Below are 23,241 nucleotides of genomic sequence, written 5' to 3' on the forward strand. Positions count from 1 at the left end.
TTAGTGTATCATTCAGCCAATAATTCGCTGAGCAACTTTTGCTCATGTTCAAATAGATTATCATACTTAGTGGTTCGCACCTCTTGTAACCATTTCACTACAGCAGGATCGTCACTTGCTACACGATGGAGAAACGATATGCCATACATCAACTCACTAATAAGATGTTGGCGACCTGCACGAGGTCTAGAAACGATAGATTTAACTCGTTTGAGCACTAGCTTGACTTGAGAAGGAGTACCATGCTCGGCAATAGCTTTCATCGCATGCCATTTGATAGAAGACGATAAATCTTTGGCTAAATGATGTTCAAAAATAGATAGATAATGATTGCCATCGAATGTAGATAACATATCAATACATAACGCACGAATATCCACTTTGTTGGAACGCAAATGAGGAACCAGGTAAGGAGCAGCCATCTGTAGGTTTACCTTTTGGATAGCAGAAAGGATATAAAATAAATCAACATGGTTTTTGGATATCGATAATAGTTCAATCAGGCGTTCGCCTACAACTTCACGATCACAACGACCTAATATTTCGATAGCATGATGACGTACTGAAGATTTTTTGGCATAAGATAAAGATAAGAAAGGTGTAGCATCTGGAATAAAGGGCACATAGGTAAAGGTATGTAAAAGCATCATTTGTTCACGAGGAGGGATAGATTGGAAATACAATAACATTTTGTCTACCGCTCGTGTGCCTTGAGTATGACGTGCAAGATGACTCCATATAAAAAAGAGATGTTTGCGATCATCCACATGAGTAGTCTGCGTCCATACTGTGTCTACGATATCAATCCAATGTTCTTCTTTTAATTGCTGGGCTTCTTTGCGAGCTTTCCATCCTACACTATCGCCTGAACTTCTTACAGCTTGCCCATGTTCATCGGTTGTTACACTCATTCGGTAGATTAAGTCCTGTATGTAGTCGATATGTTCCATGAAATAACCTCCTTTAAAATACATACTTCAAGTATACGTCAAATGGCTATAAAGCGTGCATATCTTATTGTTCATTGTATTACATCAAAGTTAAGCGTAAAATAAACCTAATGAGCAAATATTTGTAAGCGCTTATTTATTGGAATGTGCTACTCAAAAAACCAAAGAGGTGTTCAAGATGCCAGCTCCAGAAATGATGCACGCGATAAGAGTTCATGCTTATGGAAATAGTGAAAAAATGCACTATGAGAACGTATTAATGCCAAAAATCGAAGCTGATGAAGTATTGATCAAAGTCTCAGCAACCGCTTTTAACCCGTTAGATCATTTGATTCGTATGGGGGTATTACAAGAAACATTCCCTCATAAATTACCTTATATTCCGAATGTAGAAGTATCCGGTACAATCACCGAAATAGGCAAAAACGTAAAAAATGTAAAAGTAGGCGAACCTGTTTTTGCTTTATTGAATATTCTTTCTAATGGAGCAGCAGCTGAATATGTCGCCACCAAAGCTGAATATGTAGCTGTAGCACCCAAAAAGATCAAACTTCCAGAAGTAGCGGCTCTTCCAGTCGGCGCCTTAACCGCATGGCAAGCACTATTCGATCATGGTCATTTGGAAAGTGGACAACGTGTCTTAATTGCAGGAGCCGCAGGTGGAGTCGGTACATTAGCAGTGCAATTAGCCAAATGGAAAGGTGCACATGTGATCGGTACCGCATCCCAATCTAGCTTCGCGATGCTTCAAGACATCGGTATAGATGAGCTGATCGATTACAATGAAGAGATGGTCGAAGATCGGATCGAAGACAAGCTTGATCTTATTTTTAACCTGTCTCCAGAAGGGTCTACTGAAGTAAGCAACTGGCTTCATCTATTGCGTGAAGGCGGAACATTCGTCTCGATCACAAGCCCGGCAGATGAAAAAGTAGCCAAAGAGTTAAACGTAAATGTAGTTCATATGAATGTACAGCAAAGTGGAGAACAATTATCTCATATTGCGAAGCTTGTCGATGAAGGTGTACTCAAACCTGTTATTGCTGAAAAAGTAAAACTCAAAGACCTTCCAGAACTTCATCACCGCGCAGAAGTAGGAACCGTTCGAGGTAAAGTGTTAATCACTGTAGCTGAATAATAGGTAACGTTAGTAGAACAAATACTTAAAGTATCCCCTTTGATTGTAAAGGGGATTTTTGTTGCTTTATAGTGGTATATAACAATAGTGATGGAGCTTACTTTATCAATTTATTAAGGTTAGATACGCATACTATATACATAAAATAAGGAGCAATAAGAACGATGGATATACATAACTGGCAACCACTTACTGTAAAAGAAGTAAACTTATTATTCCAAAGTATGCCTATTGTCTGGGGGATTGCAGGCGGATGGGCACTCGATTTACATATAGGTAGACAGATCCGAGAACATAAAGATATTGATGTTATTGTATTCCGCCAAGATCAGCAAAAAGTGTATTCATATTTATCGCAAGAATGGATATTATACAAAGTATACAAAGGGACTTTAGAGATTTGGAAAGGAGAACCGTTAGAACAAGTGAATGATATATGGGTGAAAAAAGATGAGCAATCTGCATGGTCATTTCAGTTGATGTTTGTCGATCAAGTGGATGAAAATTGGATATACCGCAGACATCCTATGATTCTCCGAAAAGCGAGCGATATTTTTTTAACGACTACAGAGCATATTCGCTATCTTCGACCTGAGATTCAACTTCTCTACAAAGGAGGCAGTTCAGTGATTCGGGAAAAAGATAATCTGGATTGGCAGACGATGTTGCCCTATTTAACCGTAGAGGAAAAGGAGTGGTTAGTATCGGGGTTGAAAGGACAATTTCCAGAAGGGCATCGGTGGATCGAATGATCTCGAAAAAATGATTAGATGTATTCTCCATTTATGATAGTGATATACCAATTGTATATTATGCTGTAAGGGTGCTTTGGTTTTCAAAGGATACCTAAACAATAGATAAGATCGGTTTGCATACGATCAACAAAGACTTAATCGATCGTCACTAGATGCCATTCACCCTTGCTATTTTTCATAAAATAAAAGAACAGTGTCGCTTGCTGGACTTTGTCGTCGCCTTGTAATTGACGCATACCACGAACGGGTACAAGTATACGTTCATCTTCAATATATGCGGGATCGATGTCTGTAAACTGGGTAGTATGATCCATTATATAAGCGAGTGCTGCTGCGCCTCCATCGGAGCCAAATAACTGATCTAATGCTGTCTGATCATGGTTCACTATCGCATCTACTGCGCTATGTAGTTCGGCAACCATCTCATTGGATAGTAACTTATCGTGTAACTGCTCCCAGTCAATTTCATCTGAACTTGCAAGCAAACCGGTATTCGTTTGCTGCGGATCGCTTGAATGTACCTCTTCTACTGGAATAGGGCTCTCTTTACTCGGTAATGATGTGTTGTTCTGTGGAGGTATAGAAGATGTTCCCTGAGTACAGGCTGATAATAGTAAAGTTGCACTGGTAAAGATAGCAACCGTATATTTCATTTTGCTCATGTATAGATACATCCTTTTCCTAGATAATGGATAGACTTGTATATTGGCGTTTGATCTCTTCTGTTCTTAGGGTAAACTTAATTATGTACAACATATCATAAATGACGTAAAAAGTACGCACATGAAAGGTTCTGAGCCCATGCAACCGACAATTGAAAGCATTTATAAACGATATAGTCCTGCACTTCGACCGGCAGAGCAGGAAAACTCTATAGGGTACTGGTTTATCTTTCGCGGCAATCATTTACTTGTTCATGAAACAGACGACCTACTGGCTGTTCCAGTTGGAGATCGTCTGGACAAGTATGGATTAACATCTAGCCGTACGCTCTATCTGGGTTCGATCGAAGGTGCTTCCTGTTATACAGCGGAAGTCGCAGAAGATAGTACCGCACCGGAAGGTATGGTTTTTCTACCTCTATTTGCCCTATATGACCGAATTGATGAAGATTTGTTCCATGTCGCCGGGAGAGGTCTGCAAATGCTCTCTTGGGATGCAACGAACCAATTCTGCGGACGTTGTGGCAATCCGCTGAATCACGTAGATCATGAGCGTAGCAAAGTTTGTCCAAATTGCGGATTGTCTCATTATCCTCGTCTATCACCTGCTGTAATTACGATTATTTTAAAAGGTGATCAGATTCTTCTCGCTCGTGCAGGTCATTTTCCAAATAATATGTATGGTCTGATCGCAGGCTTTGTAGAACCTGGAGAGACACTAGAAGACTGTGTACAACGGGAAACGATGGAAGAGATCGGCATCAAGATCAAAAATATTCGCTATTATGATAGTCAACCGTGGCCGTTTCCACACTCACTCATGATCGGCTTTATCGCTGAATATGATAGCGGTGAGATTCAAGTAGATGGTGAAGAGATCGCCGAAGCCAAGTGGTTCCATGCGAACGAACTGCCTAATATTCCACCGCGAGTCAGTATTGCACGTAAGATGATTGACTGGTATGTAGAAGAATATAAAAGCTAGATAACATATAAAAGTAGCAGCTCTCCGGCATCGATGCGAATCCGGTGGTCTGCTGCTTTTATATTTTCACTTTTGCTTACTAGGCTATGTTTATGCTGAAGAAAACTATGGAGCAACCTACAACGTCTGATGAAACGAGTAATTGTAAATGGATTCCAAAAGAATTGGCTCTCGATTGGGTAGCATTACCGTCTATCCGCTTCCGTTACCAAGCGTATCTAGACTTTAGCGGGTCTGTAAATTATATATCCTATGTTAAAGGGGCAGGATCAGCATTAGAGGTGAAGTTACAAAGAGATATTTGATACTTAAAAATAATACTTTACCGATCGTTCTCAATATGATAAAGTTCTAAATAAGAAGTTGCTAACTAACCATATAACAACCACCTTCCTACAAAAATAACATCTTCCAACAGCAAGCTTTATTTTTTTATCTTTATTAGAATGATCGTTCTCAAAAGGTTTTAATACTAATTATGAGCTGAATAGGAGCTATAACAATGAAAAAAACGGTATTAATCACAGGCGTATCCGGCGGGATTGGAAAAGAATTAGCTGATCTTTTTGCTAGAGATGGTTATAACTTGGTATTGGTAGCACGTAATGAAGCCAAGTTACAAGAAATGTCTAAAGCGTATGAGCAACAATATGGTACACATTCTATCGTTATCCCCAAAGATGTATCTGTTGCAGGTGTACCACAAGCTATTTATCTAGAGTTAAAAGAAAAAGGCATTATCGTAGATTATCTGATTAACAATGCTGGATTTGGCTTGTATGGAAAATTTGTAGAAACAGATGGGGAACAAGAAACTAACATGATCGATGTAAATATCAAAGCTTTAACAATGATGACCAAATTATTTGTACCGGATATGGTTACACGAGGGCAGGGCGGCATCATGAATGTAGCTTCATTAGTAGGATTTTTCCCTGGCCCGATGATGTCTGTGTATTATGCAAGCAAAGCGTATGTATTATCGTTTACTGAAGCACTTGAGAATGAATTAAGTGGAACAGGTGTAACTGTTACTGCACTTTGCCCGGGAGTCACAGCTACAGGATTTGTAGACCGTTCTGGTATGGGAGCTTCTAAAATGATACAAAATGGCTCTATTATGAAGTCAGACGAAGTCGCACGAATTGGATATCGTGGATTTTTGCGAGGAGATACAATTATTATACCGGGAGCACGTAATCGCTTTTTAGCATTTACGCCGCGGTTGTTACCACGTAAATGGATAACCCGTATTGTGAGATCGATGCAAGATCGAGCCAATCACTAAACATATCATAGGCACTGAATATATTTAAAAAAAATACTTTACCGATCGTTCTAGAAATGTTATGCTTACTTTTAGTTAGATCAAGGCGACCTTCTATACCTATTATAGAACGATCGTTCTTGAATTATCAAAATACGATTAAAGGGAGAAATGAAAATGAAATATACCGTAATTACAGGAGCTAGTTCAGGAATTGGTTATGAGAGCGCGTTGGCATTTGCAGCGAAAGGCAAGAACTTAATTATCGTAGCCAGAAGAGTAGAGAAACTCGAAGAACTTCAAGCTGAAATTAAAGAATTGTATCCAACATTAGATGTAGTAGTCGTGGAGAGTGATCTTTCCGTAACTCAGCAAGCATACACGTTATACAACAGTCTGAAAAATTATGAAATCGAGACATGGATCAACAATGCAGGACTTGGAGCAGGGTCAATGATCGTGGATCAGGATCTAGAAAAAGTAGAAACGATGCTAAAAGTTAATATTGAATCTTTGACTATTTTATCTACTCTTTATGCTAAAGATTATGCGGATGTTGAAGGCACTCAATTAATCAATGTATCGTCAGCACTTGGATATATTATTGCTATAGGAAGTGTCGCTTATTCTGCTTCTAAATACTATGTAAGTGCATTTACAGAAGGACTTGCCAAAGAATTAGAACTTAAAGGTGCTAAATTAAAAGCAAAAGTATTGGCACCTGCAATTACAGAAACAGAATTTATCAAAGTATCTAATGATGTTGAAGATTATAAATACGAGAATAATATTCCTAAATACCATACTGCGAAACAAATGGCAGGATTCATGGTCAATCTTTATGAAAGCAACGAGACTGTAGGTATTGTCGATACTGAGTATAACTTTAATTTAACAGCACCTATTTATCCAGTCATTTCAGAATTGTAAATATAACTGTAATTCAGCTTGATTAGCATATAGAAATCGGAGGAAAACAAATGGAAAAATTATGGAGCCCCATCAAAGTAGGAAATATGGAATTAAATCATCGACTAGCTATGGCACCGATGACACGCAGTAGAACACAAGAAGATGGTACCCCTGGAGAGTTAGAAGCACAGTATTATAGTCAACGCGCTTCTTTGGGACTTCTAATTACAGAAGGAGCACAGCTTTCAGACGATGGTCAAGGATACTTATGGTCACCCGGAATTTATACAGAACAACATATCGAAGGATGGAAAAAGATAACAGATTCTGTACATCAAGCAGGCGGATATCTCTATATACAATTGATGCATGTTGGACGTATGTCACATCCTGAAAATACACCTCATCATCGTCAACCTGTTGCCCCGTCTGCAATTGCTCCTGGTGTCGATATGTTTACAGCTAAAGGAATGCAAAATATTCCTGTACCTCGTGCCTTGAGCAAAGAAGAGATTCAAACAACGATTCAAGAGTTCCGTCAAGCCGCGGCTGCTGCTATTGCTGCTGGAGCAGATGGTGTTGAGATTCATGGTGCGAATGGTTATCTGATTAATCAATTTCTAGGTGAAAATTCAAACACACGCACCGATGAATATGGTGGATCAATCGAAAATCGTGCTCGCTTCGCTATCGAAGTTGCACAAGCGGTTGTCGATGAGATCGGAGCCGACAAAACAGGATTCCGTATTTCTCCACATACACCGCTTGGTGGTATTGAAGAAGGGGAACAAGGCCCTGATCTTTATCGTTATTTGACTACAGAATTAGCGAAATTGAATCTGGCTTATCTTCATATGATGCACCTCGGAAATGAAGAATTGTTAAAAGATATTCGATCTATATGGACGAATCCATTACTCGTTAATCGTGCAGGTCGGACGTTAGAAAATATAAGTACAGATTTGGATAATGGTCTTGCTGATCTTGTACCGGTTGGTGTATGGGCATTGGCTAATCCAGATTTGGTAGAAAGACTTCAAACAGGTGCCCCGTTAAATGAAGCAAATCCTGCCACGTTCTTTGGTGGAGGTAGTGAAGGTTATACCGATTATCCGACGTTGAAAGCATTAGAAAAAAAGTAACATAATCATTCAACTTATTTGTTTAAAGAGAGCGTACAGCGCAAACAGGGTACGCTCTCTATTATTCAATATCTTTAATTAGTATAAAAAGGATGTGTAATCACACATGAACAAAACAATGAAAGCTGCTCAGATTACAAAATATTCTAAACAAATAGAAGCACAAGTTAATGAGATTGCGATTCCAGATATTGCGGATCATGAAGTGCTGGTCAAAGTGAAGGCTGCGGCTGTGAACCCATTAGAAATGTTGATTTCATCTGGAAGTGTCAAACTGATTCAAGATTATCAATTTCCGCTTACAATCGGTAATGAATTGGCAGGAGTTATTGAGAAAGTAGGCAGAGCGGTAAAAGGATATAACGTAGGAGACGATATCTATACGCGTTTGCCTTTGAAAAAGATAGGAGCATTTGCAGAGTATGTAGCTGTAGACGCTGCTGCTATAGCACCTATGCCCAAAAACTTGTCTTATGCCGAAGCATCTGCGGTAGCATTGACCGGACTTACTGCTTATCAAGGATTACATGAAGAATTACAAGCAAAGTCAGGGCAATCTGTTTTTATTCCAGGGGGATCAGGTAGCTTTGGTCAAATCGCTGTGCCTATCGCCAAAGACATGGGATTACATGTCATCGTAAGTGGTAACGCACAGACACGCGAACGCACGCTACAAATTGGTGCAGCTCAATATTTGGATTATGCTAAAGAAAACTATGTAGATGTTTTATCTAATATTGATTATGTTATCGATACTTTGGGAGCTAACGAATTTGATAATGAACTACAAATTATGAAGCCCGGCGGACGATTACTTTCTCTTCGTACAGGGCCTAACCAACGTTTTGCAAAGGATCAAGGCTTTCCGTGGTGGAAACAAAAGCTGTTTGGTGCTGTTGGTGCTAAATACGATAAAAAAGCAAAGAAAAAAGATATCGAATATCGCTTTATTTTTGTTCGCTCAGATGGTGCGCAATTGAAAAAAATTACGGGAATCGTTGAAAAAAATGATATTGTTCCACTTCTTCATCCTCAATCATTTACGCTAAACGATATCAATAAAGCATTAGAGCTTGTAGCCAATGGTCGACCAAAAGGTAAAGTTATTATACAATTCTAATACGTTCAGTTTTGTAGACTCTGGAAGCTGAATATTGAGAGATTGAAGGAGGCTACACATTGAATCCGATTAGAATTGAATTGATAACAGAAGCAACCAAAGATTGTTTGCAATTACCTAATGAGACATTTCAGATATTCGGCGAATTAGTTGTGACAAAGCCTAATAATACATGGGAATATCAAGAAAAGTACTTTGATCAGACGCACGAAAAAATATTTCCAGAAGAGAACTATTCATTTGCCAAAATCGATCAAGATGGTTTTGCTATAGCTGCATTTGATCACGATATCTGTGTTGGACTGGCTGTATTTGAGATCGAATGGAATAAATATTGTTACTTGAGTGATCTGAAAGTAAATCAAAAATATCGTAGAAGCGGTATTTCTAAAGACATGCTTGATTTGGCAATGACTATATCTAAAGAAAAGAATTGTAAAGGTTTGAGTACTATTGCCCAATCGTATAATCTCTCTGCTAACAAATTCTATTTAAAATATGGATTTGAAATCGGTGGTTTGAATAATAAAAGCTATCATTTTACATCTGAACGAGGCAATTCTGATATTTATTACTATTTGGATTTTGAATAATTCACAAGATTGCTAATCGTTCACTTCAATATATAATAAATAAGCGAGGTGAAGATAATGGCAAGACATAAAGAATTTGAAATTCATAAAGTATTAGATAAAGCGATGTATTTATTCTGGACTCAGGGATATGAGAAAACATCGATGAAAGAATTGGTCGATACGATGGGAGTTCATCGCAAAAGTATTTATGATACATTTGGAGACAAGCATGCTTTATTTATTCAAGCGCTTGAACGATATCAATTTCTGCAAACACAGTATCTACAATCATTGATTGAAAAAAAAGCCCCTGTTAAAGAACGGATACGGATCTTTCTAGCAAATACTATTGATAATAAAGATATGCCTAAAGGATGCTTGATGGTGAACTCGGGAGTAGAATTAGGTACACTTGATTCTGAAGTATCTACATTTGTAGAAAATGGTTATAATCATACAGAACAATACTTGCGTGCTCTGATTATTGCTGGTCAAACGAACGGTGAAATTAAAGCAGACTGTGATGCTGAATTTCTTTCTCACTATTTTATGAACGCCTGGTTAGGCTTACGAACTATGGTCAAAACGACAGCAGATCAGCAGCGATTAAATGGTATTGTCGATACCACGTTACGCATTTTAGAATAGCAATCATTTCATAGTGAGACATCAGACCAATCATAAGAGCCTAACAAGTTGCTGTCGTAAGAGAGTGATACTGGTTTGGGCTTTTTGATTTGCGTACTTGAGCATACTAAATGATCTATTTTGATCTATTTCTCAATGAAGTATACAATCTTACTATACTACGTCTCATAGTAAGGAGAATAAAATGACTTTTTTCGATCACAAAAAGGTGTGGTTAGTAACGATTGCTGTGATGTTACTATGTATGATTATGCCGAGTAGAGTCAATATTGTCTGGAATTTTCCTCCAGAAATTGTGAAGCAATATCATTTTGGTCAGTTCTCTTCATTTCTCACTTTACAAACAAGTGATGATCTAACAGGATACGAGAATTTATTGTATATTATGATACATACTGAAAAAGTATATTTTCGAGCAGATAGCTTTTTTGTATCTTTAATTGGTTGTTATATTACAGCTTATCTACTTGTAAAAGTGTGGCGCGCGCTACGTAATCGGTTAAGTTATTCATAAGCTATACAGAACAATAATCTTGAGGTGAAGCAATGGATTTTTTTATACAAATGTTGGTAGGGGCAGGAGTTGTATTTATTATTTTTGCTTTTATGACGATTACAACAAATCGTAAAAATAAACGCGGCAAACGCAAATAAGTATCACAATATATCCAATCAAAAAGTGACTTTCTCTATATATAGAGGGAGTCTTTTTGTATTTGATAAGATAGGAAGGTTGACTTTTTGTATACTTTTGATTAATAATAACTATATGTTAATAACAAAAAGTGAATATCAAAAAAACTAAATACATGTACTTATATTTCATATGGAGGTTATATCTATGCCGGATTCGTCAATCAACGATGTCAATCCCATACTTAATCATAACGGACTTACAGAGGAACAATTTCTGGAACAATACGATGCTAGTATATATGAGCGACCTTCCGCTACTGTCGATATGCTGATTTTTACAGTAATGAATCAAGAGCAAGATAACTATCGCAAGTTACCGGAAAAGTCATTACAGTTATTGATGATTCAACGTGGTGAACATCCCTATAAAGGACAGTGGGCATTGCCAGGTGGATTCGTCTCTATCGATGAAAGTCTGGACGAAGCGGCAGCTCGTGAATTGCGTAGTGAAACGAATCTAGAACATATTTATATGGAGCAATTATATACATGGGGTGAAGTAGATCGAGACCCCCGTACAAGAGTAATCAGTTGTTCGTATATGGCATTAGTCGATTCTACTACACAACAAGTCCAAGCAGGGGAAGATGCCGACGATGCTAGATGGTTTAAGTTAGATTATCAGATCATGCAGGAAAAGAAAGTTCGCTTACCGGATGGATGCGAGATTGAGCGAGATATTCGGATTCATTTACAGCATGAAGATTATCACTTATCTGGATTGATTCGGGTGACTCATGTATATCGCGGCACAATTAATGATGTACGCTGGGAAGTGATTGAGAGTGAAGGTATTGCTTTTGATCATGCCAAAATGATTGCCTATGGTGTAGAGCGCTTACGTAGTAAAATTGAGTATACCGATATTGCGTTTAATTTGATGCCACCGTTATTTACATTATCTGCATTGCAACAAGTGTATGAAATTATTTTGGATCGAGAACTATTAGCACCTGCATTTCGTCGCAAAATTGCATCACAAGTGGTAGCGACAAATGAATATACAAAAGATGCAGGACATCGACCGTCCCAACTGTTCCGTTTTCGTCCCGCATGGGAATAGGTCGTAATATAGTTTTTGGATCAAGAAAAGAGGAATACGATAATGAGTATATCTAACTCTAAATCAGAATCGTTTTTATTTTTTTATCGGGATGCTTCGCCATTTTCTCAGTGGTATCCAGCATCTTTTATATTAGAAGGACAGCAATTCACATCGGCAGAGCAGTATATGATGTATGGCAAAGCTCAATTGTTTGGCGATCGTGATATTGCGAGACGTGTGATAGAAGCTGCACATCCTCGTCAGCAAAAAGCTTTGGGACGACAAGTGCAACGATTCGATAATGATCTCTGGAATCAAGAAGCCAAAAATATTGTTTATCGTGGCAATCATGCCAAATTTACACAGAATCCAGAATTATTATTAGTTCTATTAGCCACAGCAGGTCACACATTAGTTGAAGCCAGTCCTACAGATCGAATCTGGGGTATTGGACTTTCGGAAGATGATCCTCGTATCCATCAGCGTGCTACATGGCGGGGAACAAACTGGCTAGGTGAAGTATTAACACAATTAAGAGAAGATTTACTATCACAAGTATAAAACGATCGTCTAAATACCGATCGTATCAGTAAGGAGTTACCAATCATGTCATCAAGAGAAATTCGCTCCAAGTGGGCACAAGAAACATTGGATATTTTAGAACGTGGTCATTACAAAGTATTATCTGGTAAACAGATCAATATCCAATCAGAGGTTGAGTATACGATCAATCATTCTGTTCTGTATACACCTGAAAAATTACCAACAGTTAAAGATAAAGCAGTCGCAAAGATCAATACTCTTTTAAAAGATACAACTGACATAGAAAGTCCATATACAGCAGAGTCATTACAATCGGAAGAGTCGTCATTGTCGGATGATGAGCGCTGTGTGTCAAAGATTATTGTAAATCCATATTCAACGCTCAAAGCAGTCGAACAACTCACGATGAGACAACGGCGTGACAAAGTTGCTTGTCTCAATTTTGCTTCTGCACGTAATCCAGGCGGTGGATTTTTAGGAGGAAGTCAGGCGCAAGAAGAAAGTCTTGCCCGTTCATCTTCTCTTTATCCTAGCCAGCTTCAAATGACTGAGATGTACGATTATAATCGTAAGCAAAAAAGTTGTCTGTATTCACATTATATGATTTATTCACCTGAAGTGACTGTATTTCGAGAAGATGCGGGTTGGCTTAGAGAACAGACCTACAATGTATCCATTATTACTGCACCGGCTGTAAATGCAGGGGTAGTCAGAGAACGTGAGCCTGAACATGTAGACCAGATTGGCACAGTCATGTTAGAGCGGATTCGATATATTTTAGCAGTAGCGGCAGAGCAGGGTAATGAATATCTCGTATTAGGAGCTTTCGGATGCGGTGTATTCCGTAATGATCCTTATGAAGTTGCAACGTGGTTCCGTCAAGTGCTACTAGAAGAAAAATATGCGATATTATTCAAACAAATCGTATTTGCAGTCTATGATCGTTCGAAAGATCAACAAGTCATTCAAGCTTTTGAAAAGGTATTGCAATCCTAGCAGAACAATAAGAACTTAATCTATCCAATCAGCTACAAAAAGGAAATTGTAAAAAACGGAACTTGAAGTATTTCAAAATTTATCTATAATAAACGTAATATATGTGACAATTTTCATAACGTACATGCGATGTTATGAATAGATTTTGAAAGAAAAAGGAGGATCATGTTATGAATATTACATTCCCATCATCTTCCTTGAGTATGATGCCTATCCAATTTGGTTTTGAATTGGAAACGAACTCTTATATGGAGCAAAATCTAACACGACGATTAGGAAGACCTATTTTGTATTACGAGTTTAATTTGGGAAAGCAGAAAGATCATATTCATGTAGTACCCGATGGTTGTGTAGATGTGCTTTTTGCCTGTCATCCTGAATATCCGTATGCAGAAGTATGTGGAAGTGTATTACAAGCGCGAACGATGTTTTTTGTAGCAAATATACATTATTTTGGTGTTCGCTTTCTGCCAGGTATGGGTGTGAATCATTTGCCACTCAAAGAATTAGTAGAACAGCGGATTCCGTTGCAAGATATTTTGAATGTGTCAGGCGATCTTTTTCAGCCGATTTATGAAGGTGTTACTTTTCAAGAGCGTATTCACTGGTTTGATGCGCATATTTTGCCTTTTTTAATTCAGGGGTATTCTTCTGATCTTATCCAGTATTGTTTGCAAGAAATTGCGATCGTACAGGGGAATATTACAATTGGAGAATTATCTCAATCTACAGGCTATTCCACCCGTTATTTACGCAAAAAGTTTGAAGACTCGCTCGGATTCTCACCCAAGTTATTCGCTCAGATCGTCCGCTTTCAACATTCGCTACACATGATTATGCAAAAAGATATCGAACTGCTCGATATTGTGCATGAACAGGGATATTACGATCATTCTCATTTCGTGAATAATTTCAAAAAATTCAGTCATCTGTCTCCACATCAGCTTCGCAGTGAAATGAGTCTGCGGCGTAATGTGCCAGAAATTGCACTATTTTAAAATGTAATCAATCATTAGTTGAACATAGACTCAAGTGTATACAAACTATTCTTTAGATGAGGTTCAAGCGAATACTGTAATAAGTAAAAGCAACTTGAATAATCGAAGAATAGTTTTTGTATGTCCAAAAAAGAAAATCAAGCTATATGTCTCTGCATACAGCTTGAAATTGAGCGTGAAGATAAATTCTATTGTGAAAGATTGATTGCACAAATATTCTGTTTATACAGATACACATACACATACACATACACATACACATACATTACAGACTAATACAGTTAAGCTTCAGAATGTCGGGTGACCGATGTAGCTAATATCTCGGCTTCTGCATCTTGTTTGCATTTTTCCGATTCTTCGATGGATTCGCCTGTCTGCATATAGACATCAGGTCGATACAGCTTCAGCCAAATACCGATGGCAACGCCAATAACAGCGACAAGTACCAGTATAAACTCCATTAATAAAGGGACATTTGAGTTACTCGTTCCTACAAGCGAAGGGAAATTATAGACAGTGATAAGTGTAGCGGCTAATAATCCGATAAATGAAAGCCATGGAGCTATTTTGCTATGCCACAGACGTTGATCTGCACGAGTACGGATAAAGAAAGCAATAATCGCCAGTCCAACAATCGTATATAATCCCAACAACCCTAACGAAGCCATAGCGGATAAGTAAGCAAACGTTTGTAAAAAAGGGTCCCAGCCTGCAACAATTGTTAGAATAATAAAGATAAAAGAAGTGATACTGAGGAGCAGACCTGCGATATGAGGGGAGCGATATTCTTTGTGCAATTTGGAAAGAGCTGGAGGCAATATTCCTGAACGACTGATCGAAAATAGATAGCGAGAAATTACATTATGATAAGCCAGCAACCCTGCAAAAGCACTGGTAACAAATAAAGAACGGATTACCCACACCGACCATATTCCTAGATCACGATTCGCCAGATCTGTAAAAAGACTTACAGGATCAAGCCCTTGTGTCAGAATAGCATTGATCTTGTTCATAACGCCTTGAGCACCCCAACCTACAATAATGCTATAACTAACAAAAGCATACAATAATCCCAAAATAATAACTGCCGCATACGTAGCGATAGGAATGGTGCGATTAGGATTTTTGGCTTCTTCTCCATAAATAACAGTTGCTTCAAACCCAATAAATGCACCCATACAATACATAATTGCAATCCCCGGTGAACCGCTAAAAATCTGTGAAGGGGTAAATGGTACAGCTGTAAATCCTTCAGGTGTATGATTAATCAATGCCATAACAGCAAGTACAAGTAGAATCGCTATCTCTAGTATCATACATACCCCGAGTAACTTGGCGCCAACGTCTACTCGCCGATAACCGAGTAATCCGATAATTACGCAAGCAATCATCCCATAGATCCACCATGGCAAATCCAGTCCGACACCTTGGAAAAGAGAATCAAAAGCATTAGAAGTCAGCCCGTATAATGCAAACAACAAAGCCATATACGACACAATCGCCAGCAAGCTAGTACTGATACCTGCAATTCTTCCTAATCCTTTGGAGACGTATGCGTAAAAGGCTCCTGTATTTCGAACAAATCGACTCATAGAAGTATAACCAGCGGCAAATAATACCCACAATACAAGGGCTAATAAATAAATACCAGGTGTACCTACGCCATTTCCTAATCCCATTGAAAAAGTCAGTGTACCCATTAGTGCCATCAGCGGAGCGGCTGCCGAGATGACAAAAAAGATAAGTCCAGAGACTCCGAGTGCATTAGACATTAACGCGTCTTGAGAAGATGAATCTTTTTTCACTTGAACCATAATAGACCCTCCTAGAATACTCTACTTTTGACATGACCGATTTTTGATTTGAATGTTTGTCAGCAGAATTGAGATATTCCTATTATGGTGCTACATAACAATAGAAGATTGTAAAAAACGGAATATATGTTATATAAGTTTACATATAAAGCTTAAAATTTAATTTATTTTAGAGTTTTAAAGACGGTATTCAAATTATTATGTTAGATAAAGTTACTTATGATCCCATTTTTACAATACAGCTTCTTGATATTGAATTATGCTGTTGCACAAGATCATATTCAAAGATATTGAAGGAGGCACTACATCATGTCTAATATTTCACTAAATACCATTACTCATCCTTTAGAGCCGTTAACGGCTGAAGAACTGGCAGTGACGATTGCTATTTTGAAAAGAGATCAAGGAATCAATGAGAATTTTCGTTTTGCCAGTGTGAATTTATACGAACCTGTTAAGTCGAAAGTATTGAAGTATGAACAAGGGCAGTCTTTTGAGCGAGAAGCATTTTGTATTTTATTAGATAGCAAGTCAGGATATACGTATGAAGCAGTAGTATCGATTACACAAGATCGAGTGATATCGTGGGAACATATTCCAGGTGTACAGCCTTCGATTATGGCAGATGAATTTATGGAATGTCAGAATGTGGTGAAAAGCGATGAGCAGATGATAGAAGCTTTTCATCGTCGGGGATTAATAGATATTGATAAAATTATGGTCGATCCGTGGTCTGCGGGGAATTTTGGACATCATGAAGAAGAGAATCTAAGGATTGTACGGGCATTGTGTTATTACCGTCCTGAACCTGAAGATAATCTGTATGCTTATCCGATTTCAGGTTTACATGCTCTGGTCGATCTAAATGCGATGAAAGTAATGAAAGTGATTGATAACGAGATCGTACCTTTACCGCCAACCCATGGTAACTATACTGCTGATGCTGTAGGCACAATTCGTAATGATCTGAAGCCGTTGGAGATTGTTCAACCGGAGGGACCAAGCTTTACTGTAGAAGGACATGAGATTCAATGGCAGAAGTGGAAAGTACGTTTTGGTTTTACATCACGGGAAGGTCTGGTATTGCATACGGTTAGTTATGCTGATCAAGGCAAAGAGCGCCCTGTGTTATATCGTGCTTCTTTATCTGAAATGGTTGTGCCGTACGGTGATCCATCTGAACCTGTTAATCGCAATAATGCTTTTGATTCAGGAGAGTATGGAATCGGAATGCTTGCTAATCCGCTAGAATTAGGATGCGATTGTCTGGGAGAAATTCGTTATTTTGATGCCCATTTTGCAGATAGTCAGGGCAATGTGATTCAGATTAATAATGCCGTCTGTCTGCATGAAGAAGATTTTGGTATTGGATGGAAGCATACCGATTGGCGTACAGGTCATGTGGAAGTTAGACGTTCCCGTCGGCTTGTATTATCCAGTATTTCGACAGTTGGTAATTACGAGTACGGATTTTTCTGGTACTTCTATCAAGATGGTTCGATGCAATTTGAAGTGAAATTAACAGGGATTTTGCATACGGAAGCGATTCAGCCAGATACGCGTTACCCTTATGGAAATCTAATTGCACCGCAGTTATTTGCTGCTCATCATCAACACTTTTTCAATGTAAGACTTGATCTAATGATTGATGGAGTGAACAATTCCGTCTATGAAGTAGATACATTGCAGATGGAGAAAGGGCCGGACAATCCGTACAGCAATGGATTTTATGCTGCTTCTACATTACTGGAAAAAGATTCAGATACCGGACGTGATCTGGATCTACGTAGTGCTCGTAGCTGGAAATTTGTCAATCCATCACAAAAAAATCATGTGGGCGATGCAGTAGGCTACAAGCTAGTGGCAGGGGAGAATGCTTTTCCATTTGCTCATGACGACTCACCACTGATGAAGCGAGCTGGATTTCTCAAACATCATCTATGGGTAACTCCATTTGATCCTGATGAAATGTATGCTTCCGGTAAATACCCTAATCAACATGCAGGTGAGCAACATTTGGAACAATGGGCGCAAGCAGGACGCAATATTGCAGATACAGATATTGTCGTCTGGTATAACATGGGACATCATCATATCACCCGTTCAGAAGATTGGCCTGTTATGCCGACAGCATATATTAGCTTTATGCTCAAACCAGCCGGATTTTTCGATCGCAGTCCAGCGTTAGATGTACCTCCTTCTTTATCGAAAAAAGGGCATTGTAGTAGTCATTCATCGGGTCCACACTGCTCATAAATAAACAGATTCACTGCAACCGCTAGAGAGCGATAACCTCAACAGTAAGGAGCGATCAATAAATGTCTCAAGTATTAGTAAGACTCAAAAAAATAGATTACACCTTGATATCGTCTGTATTATCGATAGGATTGTTGATTTTTTTTCATAGTATTCACTGGTTGTTGTTACCGCTTCTGACTACGACGGTCATGGATCACCATATGGATATGCAACCTATGAGTGGAATGAATCATATGAATAGTGGAGTAGAAGCAACGACTTCTTCATTCTGGATGATGCTATTGATGACAGCGATCTGGATCGTATCGCTATGGAGTATCTGGTCAGGAGTAAGACAATTGATCACTGCTCATCAGCAAGAAAAATCTACACATCGTATGAATCATATATGTACACTATTACCGATTATATCGCTGGTTGTAGCTTGCTACAGTATAGGGATGATGATTTTCTGAAAATAATAAAAGCGATCTTCACGCCTAAAATATAAGGTGCGAAGATCGTTTTTATTTATTTCCAAAAATTACTTATAATTTCATTTAAGCTATTTAACTAACTATCCGATATAATCCATATAGTACCAAAAAAGTATAAAATAATATTTCATACGTAAAGGGGTATACTCATGAAAAAAATGAACAAAGCATGTTCAGGATTAATTACATTATCTTTACTAGCAGGATTAACAGTAGCGGTTGCACCAACAGTACAAGCACAATCTAGTCAAACTGGAAGTTATGTAGCTACCAAATCCAAAACAGTATATTACAAAAATTGTAGTGCTGTGCGCAAAGCAGGTAAAGCACCGTTATACAAAGGGCAACCAGGATATAGCAAAAAATTAGATCGAGACAAAGATGGAGTAGCTTGCGAGTAGTCTATCCCTTTTCTATATGACAAAATAAAAAAGAAACCTTTATCCTTTTCGCAGGGGGTAGAGGTTTCTTTTTTAATGTTTGTTTATCGTGGTAATTGTAAAGCAAATGTACTGCCTGCCGAAGAACTTTGACGCAATCGCAATTCGCCACCTTGAGCACGAGCTAACAATTGACTGTAAGTAAGCCCTAATCCTAAGCCACGGACACTGCGCTTTTTGCGTTCTCCACGATAAAAACGTTCAAAAATATGAGACTGATCTTCAGGTGCTACACCTGTTCCATTATCGGTCACTTCAACATGGATATATTGCTGTTCAGCATACATACGAATACGGAATTGTATGGGTATACTTTTATCGACAGCTTGTAATCCATTATTTAATAGATTGACAACGATTTGCTGAATGCGTAATGAATCGCCCATCGTATACAGCGGATCTTCAGGTAAATCAAGAATCATATCAACTGGATATGACTCATGTGTGATTTTCCACTGATATGCAATTTCTGAGATTAGCAATTGTAAATGTAAACGATCACTTTGAATCTCTACGCTACCGGAAGTAAAAGCATTATAATCCAGCAAGTCGGCAATCATACGCTCCATCCGATCAGATTCTTTGAGTGCTATATCGAGAAATTCTTTCGCTTCTTCTTGAGTCACGACTTCTTCTCGTACCGCCATCACCAGACCTTTAATCGAGGTGACCGGTGTTTTCAATTCATGGGTAACACCTGCTAAAGAGAGTGCACGCCATTCTTCTAACTGTTTCAATCGTTGAGCCATTTCTTCAAAAGACTGCACCAGCTCTGTAATTTCTTGTTCTTTGGTATCGATGTGTAAATTTACATCATAGTTACCTGCACGAATCTGTTTGGCTGCATCCGCTACCAATTGGATCGGTCTTGATAATTTGCGAGATAACCAGTAGATCGTTAACCAGCCTGAGATAATAAGCGTACTTAACAGAACTACTATTAATACAATTTCATTAGGACTATAGGTGAGAGACTTTTTGGATTGAAGTAATGTCACTTGTCCAATCTTTACTCCTTGATCATTATAAATAGGAGTATTCACAGCCATATACCGATTATCGGTCGGTTGAGCAAGATCAGGAGTTAACTTTTTGCTTAATTTATCCTGTGGAAGATTAGGCATAGAGAATAAGAACTGACCCTGTTCATTTGCAATCATAATACACATATATTCATCGAGATTAAAAAATTTCAAACGATTATCAATAATTTTATCCAGCTTATTTGGAATAACTATCGTTCCATTGGCAGCGGTGACCCGATCAGCTATTTCCTGTCCGAGTAGGCCTGCTGTCTTGAGGCGACTATCCATTGCTGTATCTCGCACCCAGTAGACCGCAGCAGTAGCAATAATTAATAAACCGATACATAAAATAATAAAATAACGAATCGTCCAATACGATAAAATAGATGTTTGTTTTGATTTTTTTATTCGCTTAGCCAAAATTGATACCCCATTCCGCGCAAAGTTCGAAGTTCACCTGTTTGCGATGACCAGTGAGAAAGTGACTGCCGTAATCGTTTGACAGAGAGATCAACTGCTCGATCGCTTCCATCGTAATCGATTCCCCAGACCTGTTCAATCAAGTGATCACGAGTAAATGTACGATTCGGATGCTCTGATAAAAAAAGTAACAAAGATAGATCGCGTGGACTGAGTGCCACTTCAGCACCATTGAGGTATACACGCTTGGCTGCCATATCAATCACCAGATTTCCAAAGTTACGTTTACTGATTCCGTCGTTCCAGTGCGGACGACGACGTAACACAGCATTGACTCTGGCAACAACTTCTTCAGGCATAAAAGGCTTGGTCATATAATCATCGGCTCCACCATCCAGTCCAGTGAGTCGATCTTGAATATCGTCGCGTGCTGTCAGCATAATGACCGGACAAGCACTTGTACTACGAATCATTTTGAGCAATTCCCAACCATCCATTCCCGGTAACATAATATCCAGTATAACCAGTGCAGGAGAAGAGGAATTGAATAGTTCTAATGCTTGATGACCATCGGCGGCGCGTAACGTTTCAAAACCTGCTTTTTTTAAATAAGCAGAAAGAACGCGAGCAATGCCTTCTTCATCTTCTACGATAAGTATTAAGTTCATATCTCAAAGGCTCCTTATATCTACGTTTAGCTTGGACTATAGTTTAATCAGCACATCGTCCTTTGTCTACTTATTGTACCTACCGATCTTCAACTATCAAGTGATTTTATCATAAACTTTATTTTTTATAGATTGTTGCCCATTTGGACATCTTCTCGACACATTAGACATTTAAGATGAGGATAGTAAGAAGTATTTATAAAAGGAGATTAAAATTATGAATAAAAAAACAAGAAATATCCTCATTATTGTTGCTATCGTAGTAGTGATCGTAGCGATTGGTGGCTATCAATTTATGAAGAGTTATATGGGGAACAAAGTAGCTATTGAGCAAGTCATACCAGCGTCCACAACTTCTACTGAATCCGGTGAAGCAGCATCTGGCGCAAGTGTAACTGGAGAACAACTGAATGGAGATTGGAAAATCAATACGGATTCTTCTAAAGTATACTTCTCTGTAACAACGTCACAAGAAACAGTTAACTTTGTAGATAACAAAGTAACCGGTAACTGGACAGTTAATGTAGACGATCCTACTAAAATGGTAGCTGAAGGACAAATCGATATGAGTGCAATCGATTCAGGAACAGCTCAACGTGATGAGCATGTCAAAGAAGCTGATTTCTTCGATGTTGCCAAGTTCCCACAAGCAACTTTCAAAGCTACTTCTATCGAAGGGTTACCTACAACATGGACAGAAGGCGCTACTAACGATTTTACAATGAAAGGTACATTAACTGTTAAAGGCATCGATAAAGATGTAACAGTTGCAGGTAAAGCAGTATATCAAGGTGGACAAATACTACTATCCGGTACAACGACAGTAACGTTTGAAGATTTTGGCATGAAAAATCCTCACTCGGTCGTATTAAGTACACAAAATGATATTGGTGTTCAACTGGAATTAACATTAGATAAATAAGTCAGTAGATTACTGCTTCAGTCTTTTTCAAAGCATTCCGTTTTTGATAAACGGGGTGCTTTTTTGCTGTGTTGCTGGATAGTTATTGTGTATCTTACAATGTTGTTATCTTGCTTTTACATTCCAAAAAGCGTACAAAATCGTATTGAAGCAGATATACTACAGGTAGAGGTGAACAGCGATGAATCAGACGATGGCGTATATAACAGAGAGTCCACATATCACGACCGAACAATGGCAAGCGATTGTGACTAACGATTCTTCATATGATGGTGAATTTTGGTATGCGGTACGGACAACAGGAATATTTTGCCGTCCTTCTTGTAAATCCAAAGCACCCAAACCACAGAATGTAACTATTTTTGCAGATCCTAATCAAGCACTTAATGCTCAGTATCGTCCGTGCAAACGGTGCAAGCCGACAGGAGAGCGATTGCCTGATCACGACTGGATTGCAATCATCACACAATATATCGATCAGCATTATAATGAGTCGTTAACATTAGATAGGTTAGCAGAGATAGCACATGGTAGCCCGTACCATTTACATCGTACATTCAAAAAAGTAATGAGTATCACGCCAGTAGAATATATTCAACATCAACGTATCGATCGAGCTTGTCAGGAATTGATCAATACCGATCAAAGTATCACTACTATCGGATTAAATATAGGCATACCGAACACTTCATACTTTGTCACTTTATTCAAAAAGAAAATCGGTATCACACCCGCACAGTATCGCAAACAGCATGATGCTGACCAATCAATAAAAGGAGAGTAGC

The 23,241-nt window shown here is 38.5% G+C and carries 24 protein-coding genes and 1 pseudogene; 20 read left to right on the forward strand and 5 right to left on the reverse strand.

The window, feature by feature from the left end:
- Nucleotides 1–8: 8 nt before the first annotated feature.
- Complete coding sequence (locus tag ACFSGI_RS07900) at nt 9–950, reverse strand: HEAT repeat domain-containing protein (protein ID WP_204823604.1); 942 nt, start codon at nt 948–950, stop codon at nt 9–11.
- 178 nt (nt 951–1,128) lie between these two features.
- Here ACFSGI_RS07900 and ACFSGI_RS07905 point away from each other — a divergent pair, with 178 nt between their 5' ends.
- Both ACFSGI_RS07905 and ACFSGI_RS07910 read left to right on the forward strand, forming a co-directional pair.
- Nucleotides 1,129–2,088 carry an NADP-dependent oxidoreductase gene (locus tag ACFSGI_RS07905; RefSeq protein WP_204823605.1) on the forward strand — a complete coding sequence of 320 codons (960 nt, stop codon included), beginning with the start codon at nt 1,129–1,131 and terminating at the stop codon, nt 2,086–2,088.
- Between the two features lie 164 nt (nt 2,089–2,252).
- The gene (locus ACFSGI_RS07910; RefSeq protein ID WP_379282880.1) at nt 2,253–2,840 is read left to right on the forward strand and encodes a nucleotidyltransferase domain-containing protein; all 588 of its coding nucleotides are present in this window, start codon (nt 2,253–2,255) and stop codon (nt 2,838–2,840) included.
- A gap of 137 nt (nt 2,841–2,977) precedes the next feature.
- Here the strand turns inward: ACFSGI_RS07910 and ACFSGI_RS07915 are convergent, their stop codons facing one another.
- On the reverse strand, nt 2,978–3,505 hold the full coding sequence (locus ACFSGI_RS07915) for a hypothetical protein (RefSeq protein WP_204823606.1): 528 nt from the start codon (nt 3,503–3,505) through the stop codon (nt 2,978–2,980).
- 139 nt (nt 3,506–3,644) lie between these two features.
- Here ACFSGI_RS07915 and nudC point away from each other — a divergent pair, with 139 nt between their 5' ends.
- From nudC to ACFSGI_RS07980, 13 genes are all read left to right on the forward strand, one after another.
- Nucleotides 3,645–4,490, forward strand: a complete 846-nt coding sequence (gene nudC, locus ACFSGI_RS07920) for an NAD(+) diphosphatase (RefSeq protein ID WP_379282883.1) — start codon at nt 3,645–3,647, stop codon at nt 4,488–4,490.
- Nucleotides 4,491–4,582: 92 nt separating this feature from the next.
- On the forward strand, nt 4,583–4,795 hold the full coding sequence (locus ACFSGI_RS07925) for a hypothetical protein (protein WP_204823608.1): 213 nt from the start codon (nt 4,583–4,585) through the stop codon (nt 4,793–4,795).
- A gap of 197 nt (nt 4,796–4,992) precedes the next feature.
- A complete protein-coding gene (locus ACFSGI_RS07930) occupies nt 4,993–5,778 on the forward strand; it encodes an SDR family NAD(P)-dependent oxidoreductase (RefSeq protein WP_204823609.1) in 786 nt (261 codons plus the stop codon).
- A 156-nt stretch (nt 5,779–5,934) separates the two neighbouring features.
- Nucleotides 5,935–6,687 carry an SDR family NAD(P)-dependent oxidoreductase gene (locus ACFSGI_RS07935; RefSeq protein ID WP_204823610.1) on the forward strand — a complete coding sequence of 251 codons (753 nt, stop codon included), beginning with the start codon at nt 5,935–5,937 and terminating at the stop codon, nt 6,685–6,687.
- 50 nt (nt 6,688–6,737) lie between these two features.
- The gene (locus ACFSGI_RS07940) at nt 6,738–7,811 is read left to right on the forward strand and encodes an alkene reductase (protein WP_204823611.1); all 1,074 of its coding nucleotides are present in this window, start codon (nt 6,738–6,740) and stop codon (nt 7,809–7,811) included.
- A gap of 106 nt (nt 7,812–7,917) precedes the next feature.
- On the forward strand, nt 7,918–8,931 hold the full coding sequence (locus tag ACFSGI_RS07945; protein WP_204823612.1) for an NADP-dependent oxidoreductase: 1,014 nt from the start codon (nt 7,918–7,920) through the stop codon (nt 8,929–8,931).
- 59 nt (nt 8,932–8,990) lie between these two features.
- Entirely contained in the window at nt 8,991–9,524 is a 534-nt protein-coding gene (locus tag ACFSGI_RS07950; RefSeq protein WP_379282887.1) for a GNAT family N-acetyltransferase, read from the forward strand.
- Nucleotides 9,525–9,581: 57 nt separating this feature from the next.
- Nucleotides 9,582–10,154 (forward strand): TetR/AcrR family transcriptional regulator, encoded by a 573-nt coding sequence (locus ACFSGI_RS07955; RefSeq protein ID WP_204823613.1) that lies wholly within the window; start codon nt 9,582–9,584, stop codon nt 10,152–10,154.
- A 184-nt stretch (nt 10,155–10,338) separates the two neighbouring features.
- Nucleotides 10,339–10,668: a hypothetical protein gene (locus tag ACFSGI_RS07960; protein ID WP_204823614.1), complete on the forward strand. Its 330-nt coding sequence runs from the start codon at nt 10,339–10,341 to the stop codon at nt 10,666–10,668.
- A gap of 327 nt (nt 10,669–10,995) precedes the next feature.
- Nucleotides 10,996–11,913 (forward strand): NUDIX hydrolase, encoded by a 918-nt coding sequence (locus ACFSGI_RS07965; protein WP_204823615.1) that lies wholly within the window; start codon nt 10,996–10,998, stop codon nt 11,911–11,913.
- Nucleotides 11,914–11,955: 42 nt separating this feature from the next.
- Entirely contained in the window at nt 11,956–12,456 is a 501-nt protein-coding gene (locus ACFSGI_RS07970; protein WP_204823616.1) for an NADAR family protein, read from the forward strand.
- A gap of 45 nt (nt 12,457–12,501) precedes the next feature.
- Complete coding sequence (locus ACFSGI_RS07975; protein WP_204823617.1) at nt 12,502–13,434, forward strand: TIGR02452 family protein; 933 nt, start codon at nt 12,502–12,504, stop codon at nt 13,432–13,434.
- A 170-nt stretch (nt 13,435–13,604) separates the two neighbouring features.
- Nucleotides 13,605–14,432: a helix-turn-helix domain-containing protein gene (locus ACFSGI_RS07980; RefSeq protein ID WP_204823618.1), complete on the forward strand. Its 828-nt coding sequence runs from the start codon at nt 13,605–13,607 to the stop codon at nt 14,430–14,432.
- 281 nt (nt 14,433–14,713) lie between these two features.
- Here the strand turns inward: ACFSGI_RS07980 and ACFSGI_RS07985 are convergent, their stop codons facing one another.
- Nucleotides 14,714–16,246, reverse strand: coding sequence for an APC family permease (locus ACFSGI_RS07985; RefSeq protein ID WP_204823619.1), 1,533 nt, complete (start codon nt 16,244–16,246; stop codon nt 14,714–14,716).
- Between the two features lie 309 nt (nt 16,247–16,555).
- Between ACFSGI_RS07985 and ACFSGI_RS07990 the strand changes: the two genes are divergently transcribed.
- The 3 genes and pseudogenes from ACFSGI_RS07990 to ACFSGI_RS08000 form a co-directional block, all read left to right on the forward strand.
- The gene (locus tag ACFSGI_RS07990; RefSeq protein WP_204823620.1) at nt 16,556–18,502 is read left to right on the forward strand and encodes a primary-amine oxidase; all 1,947 of its coding nucleotides are present in this window, start codon (nt 16,556–16,558) and stop codon (nt 18,500–18,502) included.
- A 62-nt stretch (nt 18,503–18,564) separates the two neighbouring features.
- Nucleotides 18,565–18,960 (forward strand): hypothetical protein, encoded by a 396-nt coding sequence (locus tag ACFSGI_RS07995; protein WP_204823621.1) that lies wholly within the window; start codon nt 18,565–18,567, stop codon nt 18,958–18,960.
- A 296-nt stretch (nt 18,961–19,256) separates the two neighbouring features.
- A pseudogene (locus ACFSGI_RS08000) lies at nt 19,257–19,382 on the forward strand (excalibur calcium-binding domain-containing protein); the annotation flags it as partial.
- Nucleotides 19,383–19,465: 83 nt separating this feature from the next.
- Here the strand turns inward: ACFSGI_RS08000 and ACFSGI_RS08005 are convergent.
- Nucleotides 19,466–20,866 (reverse strand): HAMP domain-containing sensor histidine kinase, encoded by a 1,401-nt coding sequence (locus tag ACFSGI_RS08005; protein WP_379282894.1) that lies wholly within the window; start codon nt 20,864–20,866, stop codon nt 19,466–19,468.
- Complete coding sequence (locus ACFSGI_RS08010) at nt 20,851–21,534, reverse strand: response regulator transcription factor (protein ID WP_204823622.1); 684 nt, start codon at nt 21,532–21,534, stop codon at nt 20,851–20,853. Before ACFSGI_RS08010 ends, ACFSGI_RS08005 begins: the two co-directional genes overlap by 16 nt.
- A 217-nt stretch (nt 21,535–21,751) precedes the next feature.
- Here ACFSGI_RS08010 and ACFSGI_RS08015 point away from each other — a divergent pair, with 217 nt between their 5' ends.
- Nucleotides 21,752–22,456: a YceI family protein gene (locus ACFSGI_RS08015; RefSeq protein WP_204823623.1), complete on the forward strand. Its 705-nt coding sequence runs from the start codon at nt 21,752–21,754 to the stop codon at nt 22,454–22,456.
- Between the two features lie 181 nt (nt 22,457–22,637).
- Nucleotides 22,638–23,240, forward strand: a complete 603-nt coding sequence (locus ACFSGI_RS08020; protein WP_379282897.1) for a bifunctional transcriptional activator/DNA repair enzyme AdaA — start codon at nt 22,638–22,640, stop codon at nt 23,238–23,240.
- Nucleotide 23,241: the final 1 nt, after the last annotated feature.

Origin of the sequence: Paenibacillus nicotianae (genome assembly GCF_042681745.1) — a bacterium.
Lineage (GTDB): Bacteria > Bacillota > Bacilli > Paenibacillales > Paenibacillaceae > Saccharibacillus > Saccharibacillus nicotianae.